General features: G+C 68.0%; 15 protein-coding genes and 1 riboswitch. Of the genes, 4 read left to right on the top strand and 11 right to left on the bottom strand.

All coding sequences use genetic code 11. The annotated features are described in order from the left end of the window. Nucleotides 1-120: 120 nt before the first annotated feature. The 6 genes from ACFVYE_RS40140 to ACFVYE_RS40115 all read right to left on the bottom strand — a co-directional run bounded on the left by ACFVYE_RS40140 (nt 121) and on the right by ACFVYE_RS40115 (nt 7,253). On the bottom strand, nt 121-1,497 hold the full coding sequence (locus ACFVYE_RS40140) for an aminotransferase class V-fold PLP-dependent enzyme (RefSeq protein ID WP_383971200.1): 1,377 nt from the start codon (nt 1,495-1,497) through the stop codon (nt 121-123). 176 nt (nt 1,498-1,673) lie between these two features. Beyond that, nucleotides 1,674-1,791, bottom strand: a riboswitch (SAM riboswitch). 83 nt (nt 1,792-1,874) lie between these two features. Continuing rightward, nucleotides 1,875-2,939 carry an anthranilate phosphoribosyltransferase gene (gene trpD / locus ACFVYE_RS40135; protein ID WP_383971197.1) on the bottom strand — a complete coding sequence of 355 codons (1,065 nt, stop codon included), beginning with the start codon at nt 2,937-2,939 and terminating at the stop codon, nt 1,875-1,877. Nucleotides 2,940-3,065: 126 nt separating this feature from the next. Next, nucleotides 3,066-4,715, bottom strand: coding sequence for a cytochrome bc complex cytochrome b subunit (locus ACFVYE_RS40130; RefSeq protein ID WP_383971195.1), 1,650 nt, complete (start codon nt 4,713-4,715; stop codon nt 3,066-3,068). After that, on the bottom strand, nt 4,712-5,764 hold the full coding sequence (locus tag ACFVYE_RS40125; RefSeq protein WP_383971192.1) for a Rieske 2Fe-2S domain-containing protein: 1,053 nt from the start codon (nt 5,762-5,764) through the stop codon (nt 4,712-4,714). Before ACFVYE_RS40125 ends, ACFVYE_RS40130 begins: the two co-directional genes overlap by 4 nt. Continuing rightward, a complete protein-coding gene (locus ACFVYE_RS40120) occupies nt 5,761-6,570 on the bottom strand; it encodes a c-type cytochrome (protein WP_383971189.1) in 810 nt (269 codons plus the stop codon). The genes ACFVYE_RS40125 and ACFVYE_RS40120 overlap by 4 nt, the downstream gene beginning before the upstream one ends. Before the next feature lie 62 nt (nt 6,571-6,632). Next, nucleotides 6,633-7,253: a heme-copper oxidase subunit III gene (locus tag ACFVYE_RS40115; RefSeq protein ID WP_114244128.1), complete on the bottom strand. Its 621-nt coding sequence runs from the start codon at nt 7,251-7,253 to the stop codon at nt 6,633-6,635. A gap of 187 nt (nt 7,254-7,440) precedes the next feature. On the opposite strand from ACFVYE_RS40115, the gene ACFVYE_RS40110 reads away from it, so the two are divergent. Then, the gene (locus ACFVYE_RS40110) at nt 7,441-7,842 is read left to right on the top strand and encodes a hypothetical protein (protein WP_383971186.1); all 402 of its coding nucleotides are present in this window, start codon (nt 7,441-7,443) and stop codon (nt 7,840-7,842) included. 57 nt (nt 7,843-7,899) lie between these two features. On the opposite strand, the gene ACFVYE_RS40105 is transcribed toward ACFVYE_RS40110, so the two are convergent. From ACFVYE_RS40105 to coxB, 4 genes are all read right to left on the bottom strand, one after another. After that, nucleotides 7,900-9,162, bottom strand: coding sequence for an Ig-like domain-containing protein (locus tag ACFVYE_RS40105; RefSeq protein ID WP_383971183.1), 1,263 nt, complete (start codon nt 9,160-9,162; stop codon nt 7,900-7,902). Between the two features lie 156 nt (nt 9,163-9,318). Next, nucleotides 9,319-9,717 carry a cytochrome c oxidase subunit 4 gene (locus ACFVYE_RS40100; RefSeq protein WP_383971180.1) on the bottom strand — a complete coding sequence of 133 codons (399 nt, stop codon included), beginning with the start codon at nt 9,715-9,717 and terminating at the stop codon, nt 9,319-9,321. Further along, complete coding sequence (gene ctaD, locus ACFVYE_RS40095) at nt 9,714-11,450, bottom strand: cytochrome c oxidase subunit I (protein WP_383971177.1); 1,737 nt, start codon at nt 11,448-11,450, stop codon at nt 9,714-9,716. Before ctaD ends, ACFVYE_RS40100 begins: the two co-directional genes overlap by 4 nt. After that, nucleotides 11,447-12,409, bottom strand: coding sequence for a cytochrome c oxidase subunit II (gene coxB, locus ACFVYE_RS40090; protein ID WP_383971174.1), 963 nt, complete (start codon nt 12,407-12,409; stop codon nt 11,447-11,449). The genes ctaD and coxB overlap by 4 nt, the downstream gene beginning before the upstream one ends. 270 nt (nt 12,410-12,679) lie before the next feature. On the opposite strand from coxB, the gene ACFVYE_RS40085 reads away from it, so the two are divergent. Further along, on the top strand, nt 12,680-14,062 hold the full coding sequence (locus tag ACFVYE_RS40085) for a cysteine desulfurase/sulfurtransferase TusA family protein (protein WP_383971171.1): 1,383 nt from the start codon (nt 12,680-12,682) through the stop codon (nt 14,060-14,062). Between the two features lie 14 nt (nt 14,063-14,076). On the opposite strand, the gene ACFVYE_RS40080 is transcribed toward ACFVYE_RS40085, so the two are convergent. After that, nucleotides 14,077-15,051 (bottom strand): carbohydrate kinase family protein, encoded by a 975-nt coding sequence (locus tag ACFVYE_RS40080; protein ID WP_383971168.1) that lies wholly within the window; start codon nt 15,049-15,051, stop codon nt 14,077-14,079. 160 nt (nt 15,052-15,211) lie between these two features. On the opposite strand from ACFVYE_RS40080, the gene ACFVYE_RS40075 reads away from it, so the two are divergent. Then, the gene (locus ACFVYE_RS40075) at nt 15,212-15,409 is read left to right on the top strand and encodes a hypothetical protein (protein ID WP_383971165.1); all 198 of its coding nucleotides are present in this window, start codon (nt 15,212-15,214) and stop codon (nt 15,407-15,409) included. 138 nt (nt 15,410-15,547) lie between these two features. Beyond that, entirely contained in the window at nt 15,548-17,011 is a 1,464-nt protein-coding gene (locus tag ACFVYE_RS40070) for a hypothetical protein (protein WP_389608613.1), read from the top strand. Nucleotides 17,012-17,172 lie beyond the last annotated feature (161 nt).

Raw genomic sequence — 17,172 nt, 5'->3', positions numbered from 1 at the left:
ATACACTTATCCTTGCGTCGGCCGCGTCTGTTGTGTATACCACCCCGCCTTATCCGGGCCCCGCACTGGGGGGGGGGCGGGGCAGCCGAGCCCGTCCCCCGCCGAAGTGTTGCGCGCCCGTCAGAGCTGCGCCGCGCCCCGGTCCGGGACGCAGCGACCGTCCTCGGTGCGGTACTTCCACTGGGCGCCCTTGCTCACCAGTTCCTTGACCGCGCGCACGAATCGCTCGATGTGCTCGTCCGGCGTACCGGCGCCGAAGCTCACCCGGATCGCGTTGAGGGAGCGCTCGCCCGGCTCGGCCTCGGGCGCGCCGCACTCGCCGACCTCCTGCGGGTCGCTGCCCAGCAGGGTGCGGACCAGCGGGTGGGCGCAGAACAGTCCGTCGCGGACCCCGATGCCGTACTCGGCGGAGAGCGCGGCGGCGAAGTGCGAGCTGTTCCAGCCCTCCACCACGAAGGAGATGACGCCGACCCGCGGGGCGTCGTCGCCGAACAGCGAGAGCACCTTGACCTCCGGGACGTCGGCGAGGCCGGCCCGGACCGCGGTGACGAGGTGCTGCTCCCGGGCGACCAGGTTGTCGAAGCCCGCCTCGGTCAGCGCCTTGCAGGCGGAGGCGATGGAGTACACGCCGATGACGTTGGGGGAACCTGCCTCGTGGCGGGCGGCGGTGGAATGCCACTCGACGTCCACACCGCCATCCGTGCGGCGGGCGACCTTGCGCGAGGCGCCGCCGCCGGCCAGGTACGGCTCGGCGTCCTGCAGCCAGTCGGCGCGGCCCGCGAGCACACCCGAGCCGAACGGCGCGTACAGCTTGTGTCCGGAGAAGGCGACCCAGTCGACGTCCAGCTCTGCGATGTCGACGGGGTGGTGCGGGGCGAGCTGCGCGGCGTCCAGCACGATCCGGGCACCGTGCGCGTGCGCGGCGGCGGCCAGTTCCTTGACCGGCCACAGCTCGCCGGTGACGTTGGAGGCGCCGGTGACGCAGACCAGCGCGGGGCCGTAGGGGTCACGGCCGACGAGTGCCCGCTCCAGCGTCTCGACGGCCTGGGCCGGGGTGCGCGGGGCGTTCAGGTAGGTCACCCGGGCGTCGCGCCACGGCAGCAGCGAGGCGTGGTGCTCGGTCTCGTACACGAAGACCTGGCAGTCGGCGGGGACGACGGCGGCCAGCAGGTTGAGGGAGTCGGTGGTCGAGCGGGTGAAGATCACCTGGTCGTCGGCGCGGCAGCCGAGGAACTCCGCGACGGTCGCGCGGCTGTTCTCGAAGAGGTCCGTCGAGAGCTGTGAGAGGTACCCGGCGCCGCGGTGGACGCTGCCGTAGTACGGGGCGTACGCGGCGACGTCGTCCCAGACCCGCTGCAGGGCCGGGGCGCTGGCGGCGTAGTCGAGAGCGGCATACGTGACTTCACCGCCCGTGACCAGCGGAACCGTTACATCCTTGCCCAGAACCGGCAGAGGGGCACAAAGCGACTGGTCGGCGGCAGCAGTGAAGACAGACATGGCGAACTCCCGTAACAGGCAGGCGAATTGCATGCGCCGGCGGATACGCGGCAGCGCAGCAGAAGGTGAAAAAAGGGTGTGCGGAGAAGGGCTGACAAGCCCTATCGCATTCGCTTGCTCACAAGAGACTCCCTAGGGACCAGGACCCCGGGGGCTGGCATTCACAGATGCCGAGGGGCCCGCGCTTGCCGCAGACCTCGCTGCCTACGGCCTGGTCTTCACCCGGGGCACCCCGCCACGGACGGAGGGTTGCCGGACAGCGGGCCGGGGCCGTAGTCGCTGTCACTCATGACCTGCCCAGCATCTTGCCATACGTGCGTCAACGCGCAAGGCGCGGTCCAAGATCTGGACCGCGCCCTGCGTCACATTCCGCCCGCTCAGGCGTTGCTGACCGCCACCCAGCGCTCCAGCGCCTGCCGGGCCGCCCCCGAGTCGATGGACTCGGCGGCCTTCGCGATCCCTGCGGCAAGCTGCTCGTTCAGCGTGCCGTCCGTCGGGTCCAGCGCGACCAGTGCCGCTGCCGAGTTGAGCAGCACGGCCTCCCGTACGGGCCCTCGCTCGCCGGCCAGTACCCGGCGGGCCACATCCGCGTTGTACGAGGCGTCGGCGCCACGCAGCGCCTGTGCCGGCACCAGCTCCAGACCGACGTCGCGCGGGTCGAACGCCTCCTCGCGCACCGATCCGTCCCGGACCACCCAGACACGCGAGGTCGCGGTGGTCGCCAGCTCGTCCAGGCCGTCGTCGCCGCGGAAGACCAGCGCCGAATTGCCGCGCTCGGCGAGGACACCGGCGACGATGGGCGCCATCCGCAGGTCGGCGACGCCGATGGCCTGGGAGCGCACCTTGGCCGGGTTGGTGAGCGGCCCGAGGATGTTGAACGTCGTCGGGGCGCCGAGCTCCTTGCGGGCCCTGGCGGCGTAGCGCAGGGCGGGGTGGAACTTCACCGCGAAGCAGAAGGTGATGCCCGCCTCCTCGGCGACCTCGACGACCCGCTGCGCACTGAGCTCCAGATTGACGCCGAGCTTCTCCAGCACATCGGAGGAACCGCTCGCCGACGAGGAGGCGCGGTTGCCGTGCTTGACGACCTTGGCGCCGGTACCCGCGATGACGATCGCCGACATCGTGGAGATGTTGACCGTCTTGGCGAGGTCGCCGCCGGTGCCGACGATGTCGACCGTGCGACCGGGTACGTGGATCGTGTTGGCGTGCTCGTACATCGCGCTCACCAGGCCGGACACCTCTTCGACCGTCTCGCCCTTGGCGCGCAGGGCCACCGCGAAACCGGCGATCTGCACATCGGTCGCCTCGCCGCTCATGATGCGGTCCATCGCCCATGCGGTGTCGTCCGCGGTCAGGTTCTCGCCGCGCAGCAGCGGGTTCAGCACGCCGGGCCAGGAACGGTCCGCCACGCTGTCGCCGCCGACCGGGGTCACAACGTTCATGGTCCGCTCCTGGGGGTCCATAGCCGATAAAAGGGGTTGCCCCCCACCCTATCTAGCGCCACGGACAGCGAAGAGCCCCGTCCATCGGATGGACGGGGCTCCTGCTGTGGCGATCAGTTCAGGCGATCAGTGGTGACCGTGGCTGCTGGTGATCTCCTTGTACTCCTCGGCGGTGGGCTTGGCGATCTGGTTGTCCTCGCCGTAGTAGCCCTTGCTGAGCCTGGCCCGCAGCTTCTGCAGTGCGGGCACCTTGCGCTCGACACCGTTCTCGTCGACCGTCGGGCCGATCTCGACCGGCTTGTACTGCTCGTGCGCGGTGAGCGTGTGCAGCTGCTCGGGGCCGAGCGGCTCGTGGATCTCGACGAACTCACCGTGCGGCAGGCGCTTGATGATGCCGGACTCACGCCCGTGCAGCACCTTCTCCTTGTCGCGGCGCTGGAGACCGAGGCAGATCCGCCTGGTGACGACGAACGCGATGACCGGGCCCACGAAGATGAAGATCCGGACGAACCAGGAGATGGCGTTCAGCGACAGGTGGAAGTGCGTGGCCCACAGGTCGTTGCCACCGCCGATGAAGACGATGATGTACTCGGTGATCCAGGCGACACCGAAGGCCGTCCGGGTCGGGGCGTTGCGCGGGCGGTCCAGGATGTGGTGCTCGCGCTTGTCACCGGTGACCCAGGACTCGACGAACGGGTAGACCGCGATGATCGCGAGTACCAGTCCGAAGGCCATCAGCGGGATGAACACACCCAGGACGAGCGTGTGACCCCAGAGGTTGATCTCCCAGCCAGGCATCACTCGGATCAGACCCTCGGCGAAGCCCATGTACCAGTCGGGCTGGGCGCCGGTGGACACCTGGTCCGGACGGTACGGACCGATGGCCCAGATCGGGTTGATCGAGGCGATCGCCGCGATGACGGCGATGATGCCGAAGACCAGGAAGAAGAAGCCGCCGGCCTTCGCCATGTACACCGGCAGCAGCGGCATGCCGACGACGTTCTTGTTGGTGCGGCCGGGACCCGCGAACTGCGTGTGCTTGTGGTAGAAGACCAGGATCAGGTGCGCCACCAGCAGGCCGAGCATGATGCCCGGCAGCAGCAGGATGTGGATCGAGTAGAACCGGGCGACGAAGTCGTGGCCGGGGAACTCTCCGCCGAACAGGAACATCGAGATGTACGTGCCGACGATCGGCATCGACAGGATCGCGCCCTGGGTGAAGCGGACACCCGTACCGGAGAGCAGGTCGTCCGGGAGCGAGTAGCCGGTGAAGCCGGTGAACATACCCAGCACGAACAGCAGGAAGCCGAACAGCCAGTTGATCTCACGCGGCTTGCGGAACGCACCCGTGAAGAAGACGCGCATCATGTGCACGAACATGCCGGCCAGGAAGATCAGCGCGGCCCAGTGGTGGATCTGGCGAACCAGCAGACCACCGCGGACGTCGAAGCTGATGTCCAGCGTCGAGGCGTAGGCCTCGGACATCCGGATGCCCTGCATCGGCTCGTACGAGCCGTGGTACACGACTTCGTTCATGCTCGGGTGGAAGAACAGCGTCAGATACACACCCGTGAGGATGATGATGATGAAGCTGTAGAGGGCGATCTCACCGAGCATGAAGGACCAGTGGTCCGGGAAGATCTTGCGCATGTTGGACTTGGCCAGGGAGTAGATCCCGAGCCGGCCGTCCGCCCAGTCGGCCACCCGCTCACCGGCGGGCGCCTTGCGATTGCCCGGTGCGCCGGCACCGGATGTGTTCGTGGTCGCAGTACTCATCCGCGCTCCCAGAATGCAGGACCGACGGGCTCTTCGAAGTCACCGAGCGCCTCGAGGTTGCCCTCGCTGTTCACACCGATCCGCAGCTGCGGAAGGGCGTGACCGGCCGGACCGAAGATGACGCGGGCGCCGTCGGAGAGGTCGAAGGTGGACTGGTGGCACGGGCAGAGCACGTGGTGCGTCTGCTGCTCGTACAGGCTGATCGGGCAGCCGACGTGCGTGCAGATCTTGGAGAAGGCCACGATTCCCTCGTGGGCCCACTCGCGCTCGCGCTTGTCCTTGATGTTCTCCGGCTCGATGCGGATGATCATCAGCGCGGCCTTGGCGATCTGGTTCTGGAAGTCCTCCGCGTCCTCCTCCAGGCCCTCGGGCATGGCGAAGGTCAGCGAACCGACGGCGACGTCCTCGGGACGCAGCGGCTCCATCGTGTTCATGTTGATGAGCTGCTTGCCCTTGGCCCACAGGGTGTTGCGGAGCTTCTTCTCCGGCAGCGGACCGAGGTCGCGCAGCAGCACCACACCGGAGAGCGGCACCAGGGCCAGCGCGCCGAACAGGGTGTTGCGGATCAGCTTGCGCCGGCCGAACGCGGACTCCTCGGCACCTGCCGCGAAGTCTGCAAGGACCTTCGCCTTGACCTCGGGCTCGGCCTCGATGGCGTGCCGGTCGTCGGCGACCTCCACGTCGGACATCAAGGTGCGCGCCCAGTGGACGGCACCTGCTCCGATCGCGAAGAGGGCCACGCCCAGGGTCAGACCCAGGGAGAAGTTGAGCGCGCTCACATGGCCGAAGGGCCAGATGTACACGATCTTGTCGACCGGGAAGATGACGAACGAGGCGATGAAGCCGATCGTCGCCAGCATGGACAGCGTGAACATGAACGCCACGGCGCGCTCGGAGCGCTTCGCGGCCCGTTCGTCGATGTCCTGGATGCGCGGCTTGTGGGCCGGCAGCCCCGGGTCGGCGAACGGGTCGTCCGCGACCTCTACCGCGCCGTGCGCGGTGTCCTGCTCAGCGGGCAGGTTCTCGTCTGGAATCTCTTGGCTACTCATGACTTCTTGGCCTTAGCGGTGTGGGCCGCGACCCAAATGGCAACTGCGATCAGTGCGCCGAGCCCGAAGATCCAGGCGAACAAGCCCTCGCTGACCGGCCCCAGGCCACCCAGCTTGAGACCACCCGGGTTCTCCGACTGGCCGCTGTTCACGGTCTGGATGTACGCGATGATGTCCCGCTTCTGCTGCTCGGGCATCGTCGTGTCCGGGAAGGACGGCATGCTCTGCGGGCCCGTCTGCATGGCCTCGTAGATGTGCTTCGGGTCCACTCCTTCGAGGCTGGGCGCGTACTTGCCGTTCGTCAGCGCACCACCCTCACCTGTGAAGTTGTGGCACTGCGCGCAGTTGGTACGGAACAGGTCGCCACCCTTGGCGATGTCCGCACCGTCAGGGCTGACCTGGTTCTTGGTCGGAACGATCGGACCGGCGCCGAGCGACGCGACGTACGCCGCGAGCTGGTCGATCTCGGCCTGGCTGTAGATGACCTTCTTCTTCGGTACCTGGGCACCCGGCTGCTGCGCCGGCATACGGCCCGTACCGACCTGGAAGTCCACGGCGGCGGAGCCCACGCCGACCAGGCTCGGCCCGTCGGTGGTGCCCTGACCGCCGGTTCCGTGGCAGCTGGCGCAACCGACGGAGTACAGCTTCTTGCCCTCATCGATGGCGAGGGACTGGGCGGTGTCGTCGGCCTGCGCCTTACTCGCGGGCGCAAACGCGGCGTACAGCCCCCCAGTGGCCGCCAGCGCGAGGAGTAGTACGACGACCGCCGCCAACGGATGGCGTCGTCGTGCGGAGAGCTTTTTCACGGATTACCCCGGTGTCAGGATCTTCTGCGTCGATGCTGGATGTGGTTCGGGTTCGAGCCCGGTTACTTGATCATGTAGATCGTGGCGAAGAGGCCGATCCACACGACATCGACGAAGTGCCAGTAATAGGACACGACGATGGCAGCGGTCGCCTGTTCGTGGGTGAACCTCTTGGCTGCGTATGTCCTGCCCAGAACGAGCAGGAAGGCGATGAGACCGCCTGTCACGTGCAGCCCGTGGAAGCCGGTCGTCAGGTAGAACACCGAGCCGTACGGGTCGGAGGACAGCGAGAGGCCGTCCTTCTTCACCAGCTCGGTGTACTCGAAGACCTGGCCTCCGATGAAGATCGCACCCATCACGAAAGTGATCACGAACCAGGTACGGAGCTTCTTCACGTCGCCCCGCTCCGCGGCGAAGACGCCGAGCTGGCAGGTGAGTGAGGAGAGCACCAGGATCGTGGTGTTCGTCGCCGAGAACGGGAAGTTCAGGGCCGAAGCCATTTCCTTCCAGTGGTCCGGTCCCGTCACCGATCGCAGGGTGAAGTACATCGCGAAGAGGGCCGCGAAGAACATCAGCTCGGAACTCAACCAGATGATGGTTCCGACGCTGGTGAGGTTCGGCCGATTGACCGACGGGTGCGCGTGCCCGGTTTCTACTGTCGTTGCTGTCGCCACGACCGACATTATGTCGGTCCCTTATCCCGCCCTCACTCCGGGGGGTGCCGTTCGGTGTGTCAACAGGGTGTGCCCTCCCCGAACGGCCCATGAATCCGCTGTCCCGGGCGGTGCTGACAGCCCATCGGGCGGAGTACGATCCGCGCATCGGTTCATGCCCGGAAAGCCCCGAAGACACAGATGTCACGGAGGAACAATGCAGCCGACCGCCACGGTCCTGGTCTACAGCGACGACGCCAACACCCGTGAGCAGGTGAGGCTGGCAGCCGGGCGCAGGCCCGCGGCTGATGTGCCACCGGTGGAATTCCTCGAATGCGCCACCCTGCCCGCCGTCCTGGAAGCACTGGACAACGGCGGCATCGACGTCTGTGTGCTGGACGGCGAGACGGCGCCCGCGGGCGGCATGGGCGTCTGCCGGCAGATCAAGGACGAGATCTTCCGCTGCCCGCCCGTACTGCTGCTGATCGGGCGCCCGCAGGACGCCTGGCTGGCCACCTGGAGCCGTGCGGACGCCGCGGTGACCCTGCCGGTCGAACCGGTCGAGTTCGCGGACGCCCTGGCCGCTCTGCTGCGCAGCAGGGACTGCGTGGACGCCTGAGCCCTGCCGGGGTTCTGTCCGCAGTCCCGCTGAGGGGCAGCGCACTCCCCGGGCCGGTCAGACCTCGGGGCGCAGTCGCGCCGCCTGGAAAGTGTCTGTGCGGTCCGGGGTGTCGTTCTTCCGCAGAGCGCTGCCCTGCTGCCATTTGGCCCAGGAAAGGTTCCAGTCGCCGTAGCCGTTGTCGAACGGCGTCATCGTCTCGCCCTGACTGCCGACGACCTGGACGATGTCGCCCGTGCGCACGGTGTTGAAGAACCACTCGGCCAGGCTGGTGCTCATGCCCGTACAGCCGTGGCTGACGTTCGCGTACCCCTGCGAACCTGTGGACCAGGGGGCCGCATGCACGTACTCGCCGCTCCAGGTGACACGGGTCGCGTAGTAGACCAGCAGGTCGTACCCGTCGTCGGAATTCTCCGAGATGCCGATGGTCTCCCCGCGCATGCGTACGGAGTACTCCTTGCTCAGCACGACCTTGACGCCGTTTCGGGTGGAGAAACCGGGCTTGCCGGTGGTCACCGGAATGGTGTTGATCACTTTCCCGTTGCGTTTGACGGTCATCGTGTGCGCTGCGGCGTCGGTGATGGCCTCGACACGGTCGCCCGTGGTGAGCTTCAGCGCCTTCGCGGGGGCTCCGTACAGCTTGTCGGTGACCTTGATGCCCGCCAGGCCGCTGGTGACGTCGATGGTGGCCTTGGCGGGCCAGTAGTCCTTGGGCCGGTAGTGCAGGATCTTGTCGTCGACCCAGTACCAGGAGCCGGTCACGGCGGGCGTGGAGCGGACCCGCAGGGCACGCTCCACGATGGCCCTGGACGCCTTGTCCTTGACCGGAGCGCTGAGTTCCGCCGTAATGGGCTGTCCGACGCCGTAGGTGCCCGCCTGAGGGCCGAAGGTGACCTTCAGGAGCTTCTCGGCCTTGGCGGCGGCGGTCTCGAAGGAGAGCGTGCGGCTGCCCGGATCGCCGTCGTCGTCCTCCATGCTGACCCGGACCGTGTATCGGGCGCCGGCGGCGAGCGGGGAGGTGGAGTGCCAGCGCTTCCCGTCGGCGTCGAGCTCGCCGGCCAGATGACGGCCGATCGCGTCCACGGCCGACACGTCCGTGATCCGGCCGTCGTCGTCGTTGACGGTTACTTCGAGCGGCTTGTCGGAGTCGGCCTTCTCGTCGCCGTCGGGGACGTTGGAGGAGATCTCGTCCGCCGCGTCGTACGGTTTCGCCGCGAGCGGGTGGCCATTGGACCCACCGCAGGCGGTCACACCTGCGACCAGGGTCACGACCAGCAGAGTGCAGCTCACTACGGGGCGGAAGCGCGGCGCGTGGTTCATGAACACACGCTATGAAGATTCATCCCTATAAGCGCGCAATATGACTGCAAACGGGGGTTTTGTACTTCTTTTGGCGGACAAGCACACGCCAAACGGGGGGCCTGTACTTCCTTGGAGAAGTACAGGCCCCCCGTCAGGTGGAGCGGTGACTCGCTGTCACTGGGTGCGGTTCTCACCGCGGTAGTACTCGAAGACCCAGCCGAACAGGCCGATCAGGATCACCGGGGCCGAGAAGTAGAGCAGCCACCAGCCGAAGATGATGCCCAGGAAGGCCAGGGCACCACCGACGGCCAGCGAGAGCGGCTGCCAGCTGTGCGGGGAGAAGAACCCCACCTCGCCGGCCTCGTCCGCGACATCGGCTTCCTTGTTGTCCTGAGCCATGGCGTCGACCCGCTGCGCCGTGAAGGCCAGGTAGAAGCCGATCATGACGCTCAGGCCGAAGGCCAGGACCAGCGCGGTGGTACCGGCCGGCTCCTTCGACCACACGCCGTACGTGATGGCCATGGCGAGGATGAAGACGCTCAGCCAGAGGAACATCTTGCCCTGGATCTTCACTTGCCGGCCTCCTTGCCACCAGCGAGGGCCTTGTCATCCGCGGAGTGGTGCTCAAGCTGCTCGAGCGCCGCGATCTCCGGGTGATGCAGGTCGAACGCCGGGGATTCGGAACGGATCCGCGGCAGCGTGAGGAAGTTGTGCCGCGGCGGCGGGCAGGAGGTCGCCCACTCCAGCGAACGGCCGTAACCCCACGGGTCGTCGACCTCGACCTTCTTGCCGTACTTCGCGGTCTTCCACACGTTGTAGAAGAACGGCAGCATCGACAGGCCGAGCAGGAACGAGGAGATCGTCGAGATCGTGTTCAGCGCGGTGAAGCCGTCTGCGGCGAGGTAGTCCGCGTAACGACGCGGCATGCCCTCGGCACCCAGCCAGTGCTGCACCAGGAACGTGCCGTGGAAGCCCACGAACAGCGTCCAGAACGTGATCTTGCCGAGCCGCTCGTCCAGCATCTTGCCGGTGAACTTCGGCCACCAGAAGTGGAATCCGGAGAACATCGCGAAGACCACGGTGCCGAAGATGACGTAGTGGAAGTGCGCGACGACGAAGTACGAGTCCGAGACGTGGAAGTCCATCGGGGGCGACGCCAGGATCACACCGGTCAGACCACCGAAGGTGAAGGTGATCAGGAAGCCGACGGCCCAGAGCATCGGTGTCTCGAAGGACAGCGATCCCTTCCACATCGTGCCGATCCAGTTGAAGAACTTCACACCGGTCGGTACCGCGATGAGGAATGTCATGAACGAGAAGAACGGCAACAGCACACCGCCGGTGACGTACATGTGGTGCGCCCACACGGTCACGGAGAGGCCTGCGATCGCGATCGTCGCGCTGATCAGACCGATGTAGCCGAACATCGGCTTTCGGCTGAACACCGGGATCACTTCGGAAATGATTCCGAAGAATGGCAAGGCAATGATGTACACCTCTGGATGGCCGAAGAACCAGAAGAGGTGTTGCCAGAGCAATGCGCCGCCATTGGCCGCGTCGAATACATGCGCACCGAACTTGCGGTCCGCCTCCAGCGCGAAGAGCGCGGCGGCGAGGACCGGGAAGGCCAGCAGGACCAGCACACCGGTCAGCAGGACGTTCCAGACGAAGATCGGCATGCGGAACATCGTCATGCCGGGGGCGCGCATGCAGATGATCGTGGTGATGAAGTTGACCGAGCCGAGGATCGTGCCGAAGCCGGAGAAGGCCAGACCCATGATCCACATGTCGGCACCGACACCCGGCGAACGGACGGCGTCCGAGAGCGGGGAGTAGGCGAACCAGCCGAAGTCCGCCGCACCCTGCGGGGTGAGGAAGCCGGCCACCGCGATGATGGAGCCGAAGAGGTACAGCCAGTACGCGAACATGTTCAGCCGCGGGAACGCCACATCGGGCGCGCCGATCTGCAGCGGCATGATCCAGTTCGCGAATCCGGCGAACAGCGGCGTCGCGAACATCAGCAGCATGATCGTGCCGTGCATCGTGAACGCCTGGTTGAACTGCTCGTTCGACATGATCTGCGTGCCGGGACGGGCCAGTTCGGCGCGCATGAAGAGCGCCATCAGACCGCCGATGCAGAAGAACGCGAACGATGTGACCAGGTACATCGTGCCGATCGTCTTGTGGTCAGTGGTGGTCAACCACTTGATGACGACGTTTCCCGGCTGCTTCCGCCGGACCGGCAGCTCGTCCTCGTACGAGTCGTCTGCTGCCGCGGCACCCTGAGGTTCGTTGAGGATGCTCACAGTTTGTTCGTCTCCGCATTCCTGGCCGGGTCAGTCTGCTCGATGCCGGCCGGCACGTAGCCCGTCTGGCCCTTCTTCGCCAGCTCCTTGAGGTGCGCCTGGTAGCGCTCCGGGGAGACGACCTTGACGTTGAAGAGCATCCGGGAGTGGTCGGCGCCGCAGAGCTCGGCGCACTTTCCCATGAAGGTGCCCTCCTGGTTGGGAGTCACCTCGAAGGCGTTGGTGTGGCCCGGAATGACGTCCTGCTTCATGAGGAACGGCACCACCCAGAAGGAGTGGATGACGTCACGCGAAGTCAGAACGAAGCGGACCTTCTCGCCCTTCGGCAGCCACAGGGTCGGACCCGGGTTGCCGTTCTGCGGGTTCCGGGTTCCCGGGACGCCGTAGTCGTAGACGCCTTCCGCACCCTTGGGGAAGTCCTTCCGGAACCTGTCCGGGATGGCGTCGAGCTCCTTGGGGATCTCGTTGCCCGTGGCGGTGGAGCCGTCCACGTTCTCGATGTAGTTGAAGCCCCAGCTCCACTGGTAGCCGACCACGTTGATCGTGTGGGCAGGCTTCGGGGAGAGCGAGAGGAGCTTCGTTTCATCGCGCGCGGTGAAGTAGAACAACACCGAGACGATGATCAGAGGGACCACGGTGTACAGCGCCTCGATGGGCATGTTGTACCTGGTCTGCGTAGGAACCTCGACCTTGGTGCGGCTGCGCCGGTGGAAGATGACGCTCCACAGGATCAGGCCCCAGACCAGCACGCCCGTGGCGAGCGCTGCCGCCCACGAGCCCTGCCAGAGGGAAAGGATCCGTGGTGCCTCTTCCGTTACCGGCGTGGGCATACCAAGGCGGGGGAAGTCCTTGTATGTGCAACCGGTGGCGGTCGCCAGGATCAGGCCCGCAGTCAGCACCTGCGGCAGCTTCCGCCGCATCGGGCGCCGCGACGAGCGGTCGGAGCCGTTGGGACTCACGTAGCGCCTTCCCGAGAGTCTCGCCCGCGCGTTCGGCGCGGCCGTCTCTCTGGTCGGTCGCCGCCCTGACGCGGGCAGGGGTTTGGATGTTTATGCGGACCAAACCCTACTGGACGCTATTTGGGGTCGCGCGGGGAGGGTGCCCAACGCGCCGTCCGGCACCCCGAAGGGGTGGAATACGGGCCTCCGGCCGCCATCTGACGCCCCCTCTCCTGGCTGGGCGGGCGGCCCGTCCCCGGGTGCGGGCCCGGCGCGGGCTAGCGTGGCCGCGTGCCCTACTTCGATGCCGCGTCCTCCGCCCCCCTGCACCCCGTCGCTCGCCAGGCGCTGCTTGCCGCGCTGGACGAGGGGTGGGCCGACCCGGCCAGGCTCTACCGCGAGGGGCGGCGGGCCCGGCTGTTGCTGGACGCGGCGCGGGAGGCCGCTGCGGAGGCTGTCGGGTGCCGTCCGGACGAGCTCACATTCACTCCTTCGGGTACGCGGGCGGTGCACTCCGGAATTTCCGGGGCCCTCGCGGGGCGTCGGCGTGTCGGCCGCCATCTGGTCTTCTCCGCGGTGGAGCACTCGTCGGTGCTCCATTCGGCCGCCGCCCATGAGGCGCAGGGCGGATCGGTCTTCGAGGTCGCGGTGGACCGGTCGGGAGCGGTGAGTGCAGGGGCGTACGCGGATGCGCTGCGCGAGGACACCGCGCTGGCCTGTCTGCAGTCCGCCAATCACGAGGTCGGCACCGAACAGCCGGTGGCCGAGGTCGCGGAGGTCTGCCGGGCGGCGGGGGTGCCGCTGCTGGTGGATGCCGCGCAGTCGCTGGGCTGGGGGCCGGTGCCGGACGGCTGGTCGCTGCTGGCGGCCAGCGCGCACAAGTGGGGCGGGCCCTCGGGTGTCGGGCTGCTGGCGGTACGCAAGGGGGTGCGGTTCGCGGTTCAAGGACCGGCCGACGAGCGGGAGTCGGGGCGGGCCGCGGGGTTCGAGAATCTTCCGGCGATCGTGGCCGCGGCCGCATCTCTGCGGGCGGTGCGGGCGGAGGCGGCGGCGGAGTCCGTGCGCCTGCGGACCCTGGTGGACCGCATCAGGGCCCGGGTGCCGCAGCTGGTGCCCGATGTGGAGGTGGTCGGCGATCCGGTGCGGCGGCTGCCGCATCTGGTGACCTTCTCCTGTCTCTATGTCGATGGAGAGACACTGCTCCATGAACTGGACCGGGCCGAATTCTCCGTATCATCCGGTTCGTCCTGCACCAGCAGCACGCTGGCACCGAGCCATGTACTCAGGGCGATGGGGGTGCTGTCGGAGGGGAACGTACGGGTGTCGCTGCCGACCGGCACCGCGGACGAGGAGGTCGAGCGCTTCCTCGACGTGCTGCCGCGGGTGGTGGCAGAGGTACGGGAGAGGGTGGGGGCTCCCGTTTCCGCACCCCTCTCCCCTGCCGTGACCGCGTCCCTGGTGGTCGACGCCCTCGGGAAGCGCTGCCCGATCCCTGTGATCGAGCTGGCAAAGGTGATCGGCGAGGTACCGCTGGGCGGGACGGTGACCGTGCTCTGTGACGACGAGGCGGCGCGCCTGGACATCCCGGCCTGGTGCGCGATGCGCGAGCAGGAGTACGTGGGCGAGGAGCCGGCGGACCGTGGCTCGGCCTATGTGGTCCGCCGGCTGACCTGAGGTTCTTCTTCGGCTCAGCCCAGGTGCGCGCGGACCTCGGCGGCGGCGTCGTGGCCGTACGCCTTGTTGAAGCGGTCCATGAAGTGGGCGCGGCGCAGGGTGTACTCCTGGGTGCCGACCGTCTCGATCACCAGGGTGGCGAGCATGCAGCCGACCTGGGCGGCGCGCTCGAGGCCGACGCCCCAGGCGAGACCGGAGAGGAAACCGGCCCGGAAGGCGTCGCCGACACCGGTCGGGTCGGCCTTGATCTCCTCTTCCGGGCAGCCGACCTCGATCGCTTCCTGGCCGACCCGCTCGATCCGGACACCGCGGGCGCCCAGCGTGGTGACCCGGTGGCCGACCTTGGCCAGGATCTCCTCGTCGCTCCAGCCGGTCTTGGACTCGATGAGCCCCTTCTCGTACTCGTTGGAGAAGAGGTACGTGGCGCCGTCGAGGAGGATCCTGATCTCGTCGCCGTCCATCCGGGCGATCTGCTGCGAGAAGTCCGCGGCGAACGGGATTCCGCGGGAGCGGCACTCCTCGGTGTGGCGGAGCATCCCCTCGGGGTCGTCGGCGCCGATCGAGACGAGGTCGAGGCCGCCGACACGGTCGGCGACGGCCTTCAGCTCGATGAGCCGGGCCTCGCTCATCGCGCCCGTGTAGAAGGAGCCGATCTGGTTGTGGTCGGCGTCCGTCGTGCAGACGAACCGAGCGGTGTGCAGGACCTCGGAGATCCGTACCGAACCGGTGTCGACGCCGTGGCGGTCGAGCCAGGCTCGGTACTCGTCGAAGTCGGAGCCCGCGGCACCGACCAGGATCGGGTTCGTGCCCAGCAGACCCATGCCGAAGCAGATATTGGCGGCGACACCGCCCCGGCGCACGTCGAGGTTGTCGACCAGGAAGGAGAGCGAGACCGTGTGCAGCTGATCCGCGACCAGCTGGTCGGCAAAACGGCCGGGGAAGGTCATGAGGTGATCGGTGGCGATGGAGCCGGTGACTGCGATTCGCACGGGGAGACTGCTCCTGCGGAGATCGGGGGGAACGGGTGACTGCGTTCCCGGGGCGGCGTGACAGTTCACGCTACCCGTTCCCCGCACTCGTCCTGAAGGGGGGAAAACTACCCGATAGTAGGGCTTTCTTCCTGAGGCGTGCGGTGCCTACGGTGCGGATATGTCGAACCACATCGCCCCACGCGAGTCCGAGATCAGCCTGGCCGAGCTGCGCGGTGACTGCGCGCGGATGGCTCCGCACTGGGTGGTCCCCGCGAAGTCTGCCCCCGTTCGGGTGGCGCCGTCCCTGATTCACGGGGTCACCGTGCCTGCCGCCTCCGCCCGGCTGATCGACGCCATGGCCGATTACGGCGACTGAGGACCGGCACCGACGCGTCCGACACCCCCGAGGGAACCGTGCGCTCCTGTGCCCCGTCCCACCGTTGTCCCCACCCGCGGGACGGACGGCAGGCCGGGTGACGGCCTGTGACGGCGATGCAGGCGAAGGAGCGATCCGGTGAGCACCGAGCGACCCGACAACGATGCGACCGGCCCCCGGCGGCGTTCACCGCTCGCCGTGGCCTCGGTGGCGGCGGCAGTACTGCTGGCCGGGGGCGGCGGTGCGTACTGGGCCGCGACCGCCGCGGACGGGGAGGGCGGGAGCAGTGGCAGCGGGGAGCGCACCCCTCCCCTGCTCACCCTGGACAAACGTACGGGCGACCCGACGGCGCCCGACGGGTCCTCGCCGGGCATCCCACCCGGCATCGCGCCCGGCGAGCCCGATCCGCACGGCGGTCAGGTGGTCTACCGCGCGTCCGGCAAGCTGCCCGAGGGGCCGCGTACTGCCGCGGTGCAGCGCGCGGAGGGGACCGTCTCCGCGACGGAGGTGGCCCGGCTGGCGAAGGCGCTGGGGGTGCAGGGCACACCGCGGGCGGAGGGCGCATCCTGGAAGGTGGGGTCCGACGGGGACGGCTCGAACCCGGTCCTCCGGGTGAACAAGCAGGCTCCGGGCACCTGGAGCTTCGCGCGGTACGGCTCCGGCGGTACGGACAACTGCGAGAGCACCACGGTCTGTTCGAGCAGGAAACTGGCCCCGGGCGGCAGCGGCTCCCCGGTGAGCGAGAGTGTCGCCAGGGCTGCCGCGGCACCGGTCCTGAAGGCGGTGGGGCAGGACGACGCCGCCCTCGATGCCCGTCAACTCATGGGTTCCGTACGGGTGGTGAACGCCGACCCGGTGGTGGACGGACTTCCCACCTACGGCTGGTCGACCGGGATCCAGGTGGGTTCGGGCGGTGAAGTGGTCGGCGGCAGTGGGCAGTTGAAGGGCCTGGAGAAGGGTGACAGCTATCCGGTGATCAGCGCGGGCGAGGCGCTGAAGCAGCTGAACGGGGCGGCGTCCCGGACGGACGGGCGCACGGACGTCGGCGGGTGCGCCACTCCCGTACCGCTGCAGGATGGCCTGAAGTCGCCGAAGGCCCACTGCGGGACGCGGACCGGGGCGGAGCGGCCGACGACGACCGTGACGGTCGACAAGGCGGTGTTCGGACTGACCAAGCAGTACGTGGCGGGCAAGCAGACGCTCGTACCGTCCTGGCTCTTCTCGGTGCGGCCTGCCGCGGGCGGCACGGGCGGCACCGTGTCGCAGATCGCCCTGGACCCCGCGTACCTGGCGAAGGATGCACCGGCGACGCCCCCGCCCCCGGGGGACACGGAGAAGTCCCGGCGGCAGATCCTGTCGTACAACGCCGACGGGCGAACCCTGTCGGTGACGTTCTGGGGCGGGGTGTGCAGTAAGTACGCGGCGAGCGCGACCGAGGACGGGAAGACGGTGCGGGTGACGGTGACGGAGTCGCAGCCGGCCGAGAAGAAGGTCTGCATCATGATCGCCAAGGAGCTGACCCGGACGGTGACCCTGGACGCCCCGCTCGGTGACCGGACGGTGGTCGACGCGGCGTCGGGCGGCGATGTGCCCCGCGCCTGACGCCTGAGACCCTGCGCAGCACAACGGCGGCGGGGCCCCCGTTGGGGGGGGCCCGCGGGTTGGGGTGTGGGGGGGGCGGGAGGGGGGGGGGGGAGGTGTGGGCCCCCGCCGCCGGGGCCCCGGGGGGGGGGGGGTTGGTGGGGGATGCCGGCGGGGAGCGG

The organism is Streptomyces sp. NPDC058239, assembly GCF_042882185.1.
Lineage (GTDB): Bacteria > Actinomycetota > Actinomycetes > Streptomycetales > Streptomycetaceae > Streptomyces.
The sequence above is the reverse complement of the archived record's forward strand: the minus strand, read 5'-3'. Positions and strand labels throughout refer to the sequence as shown.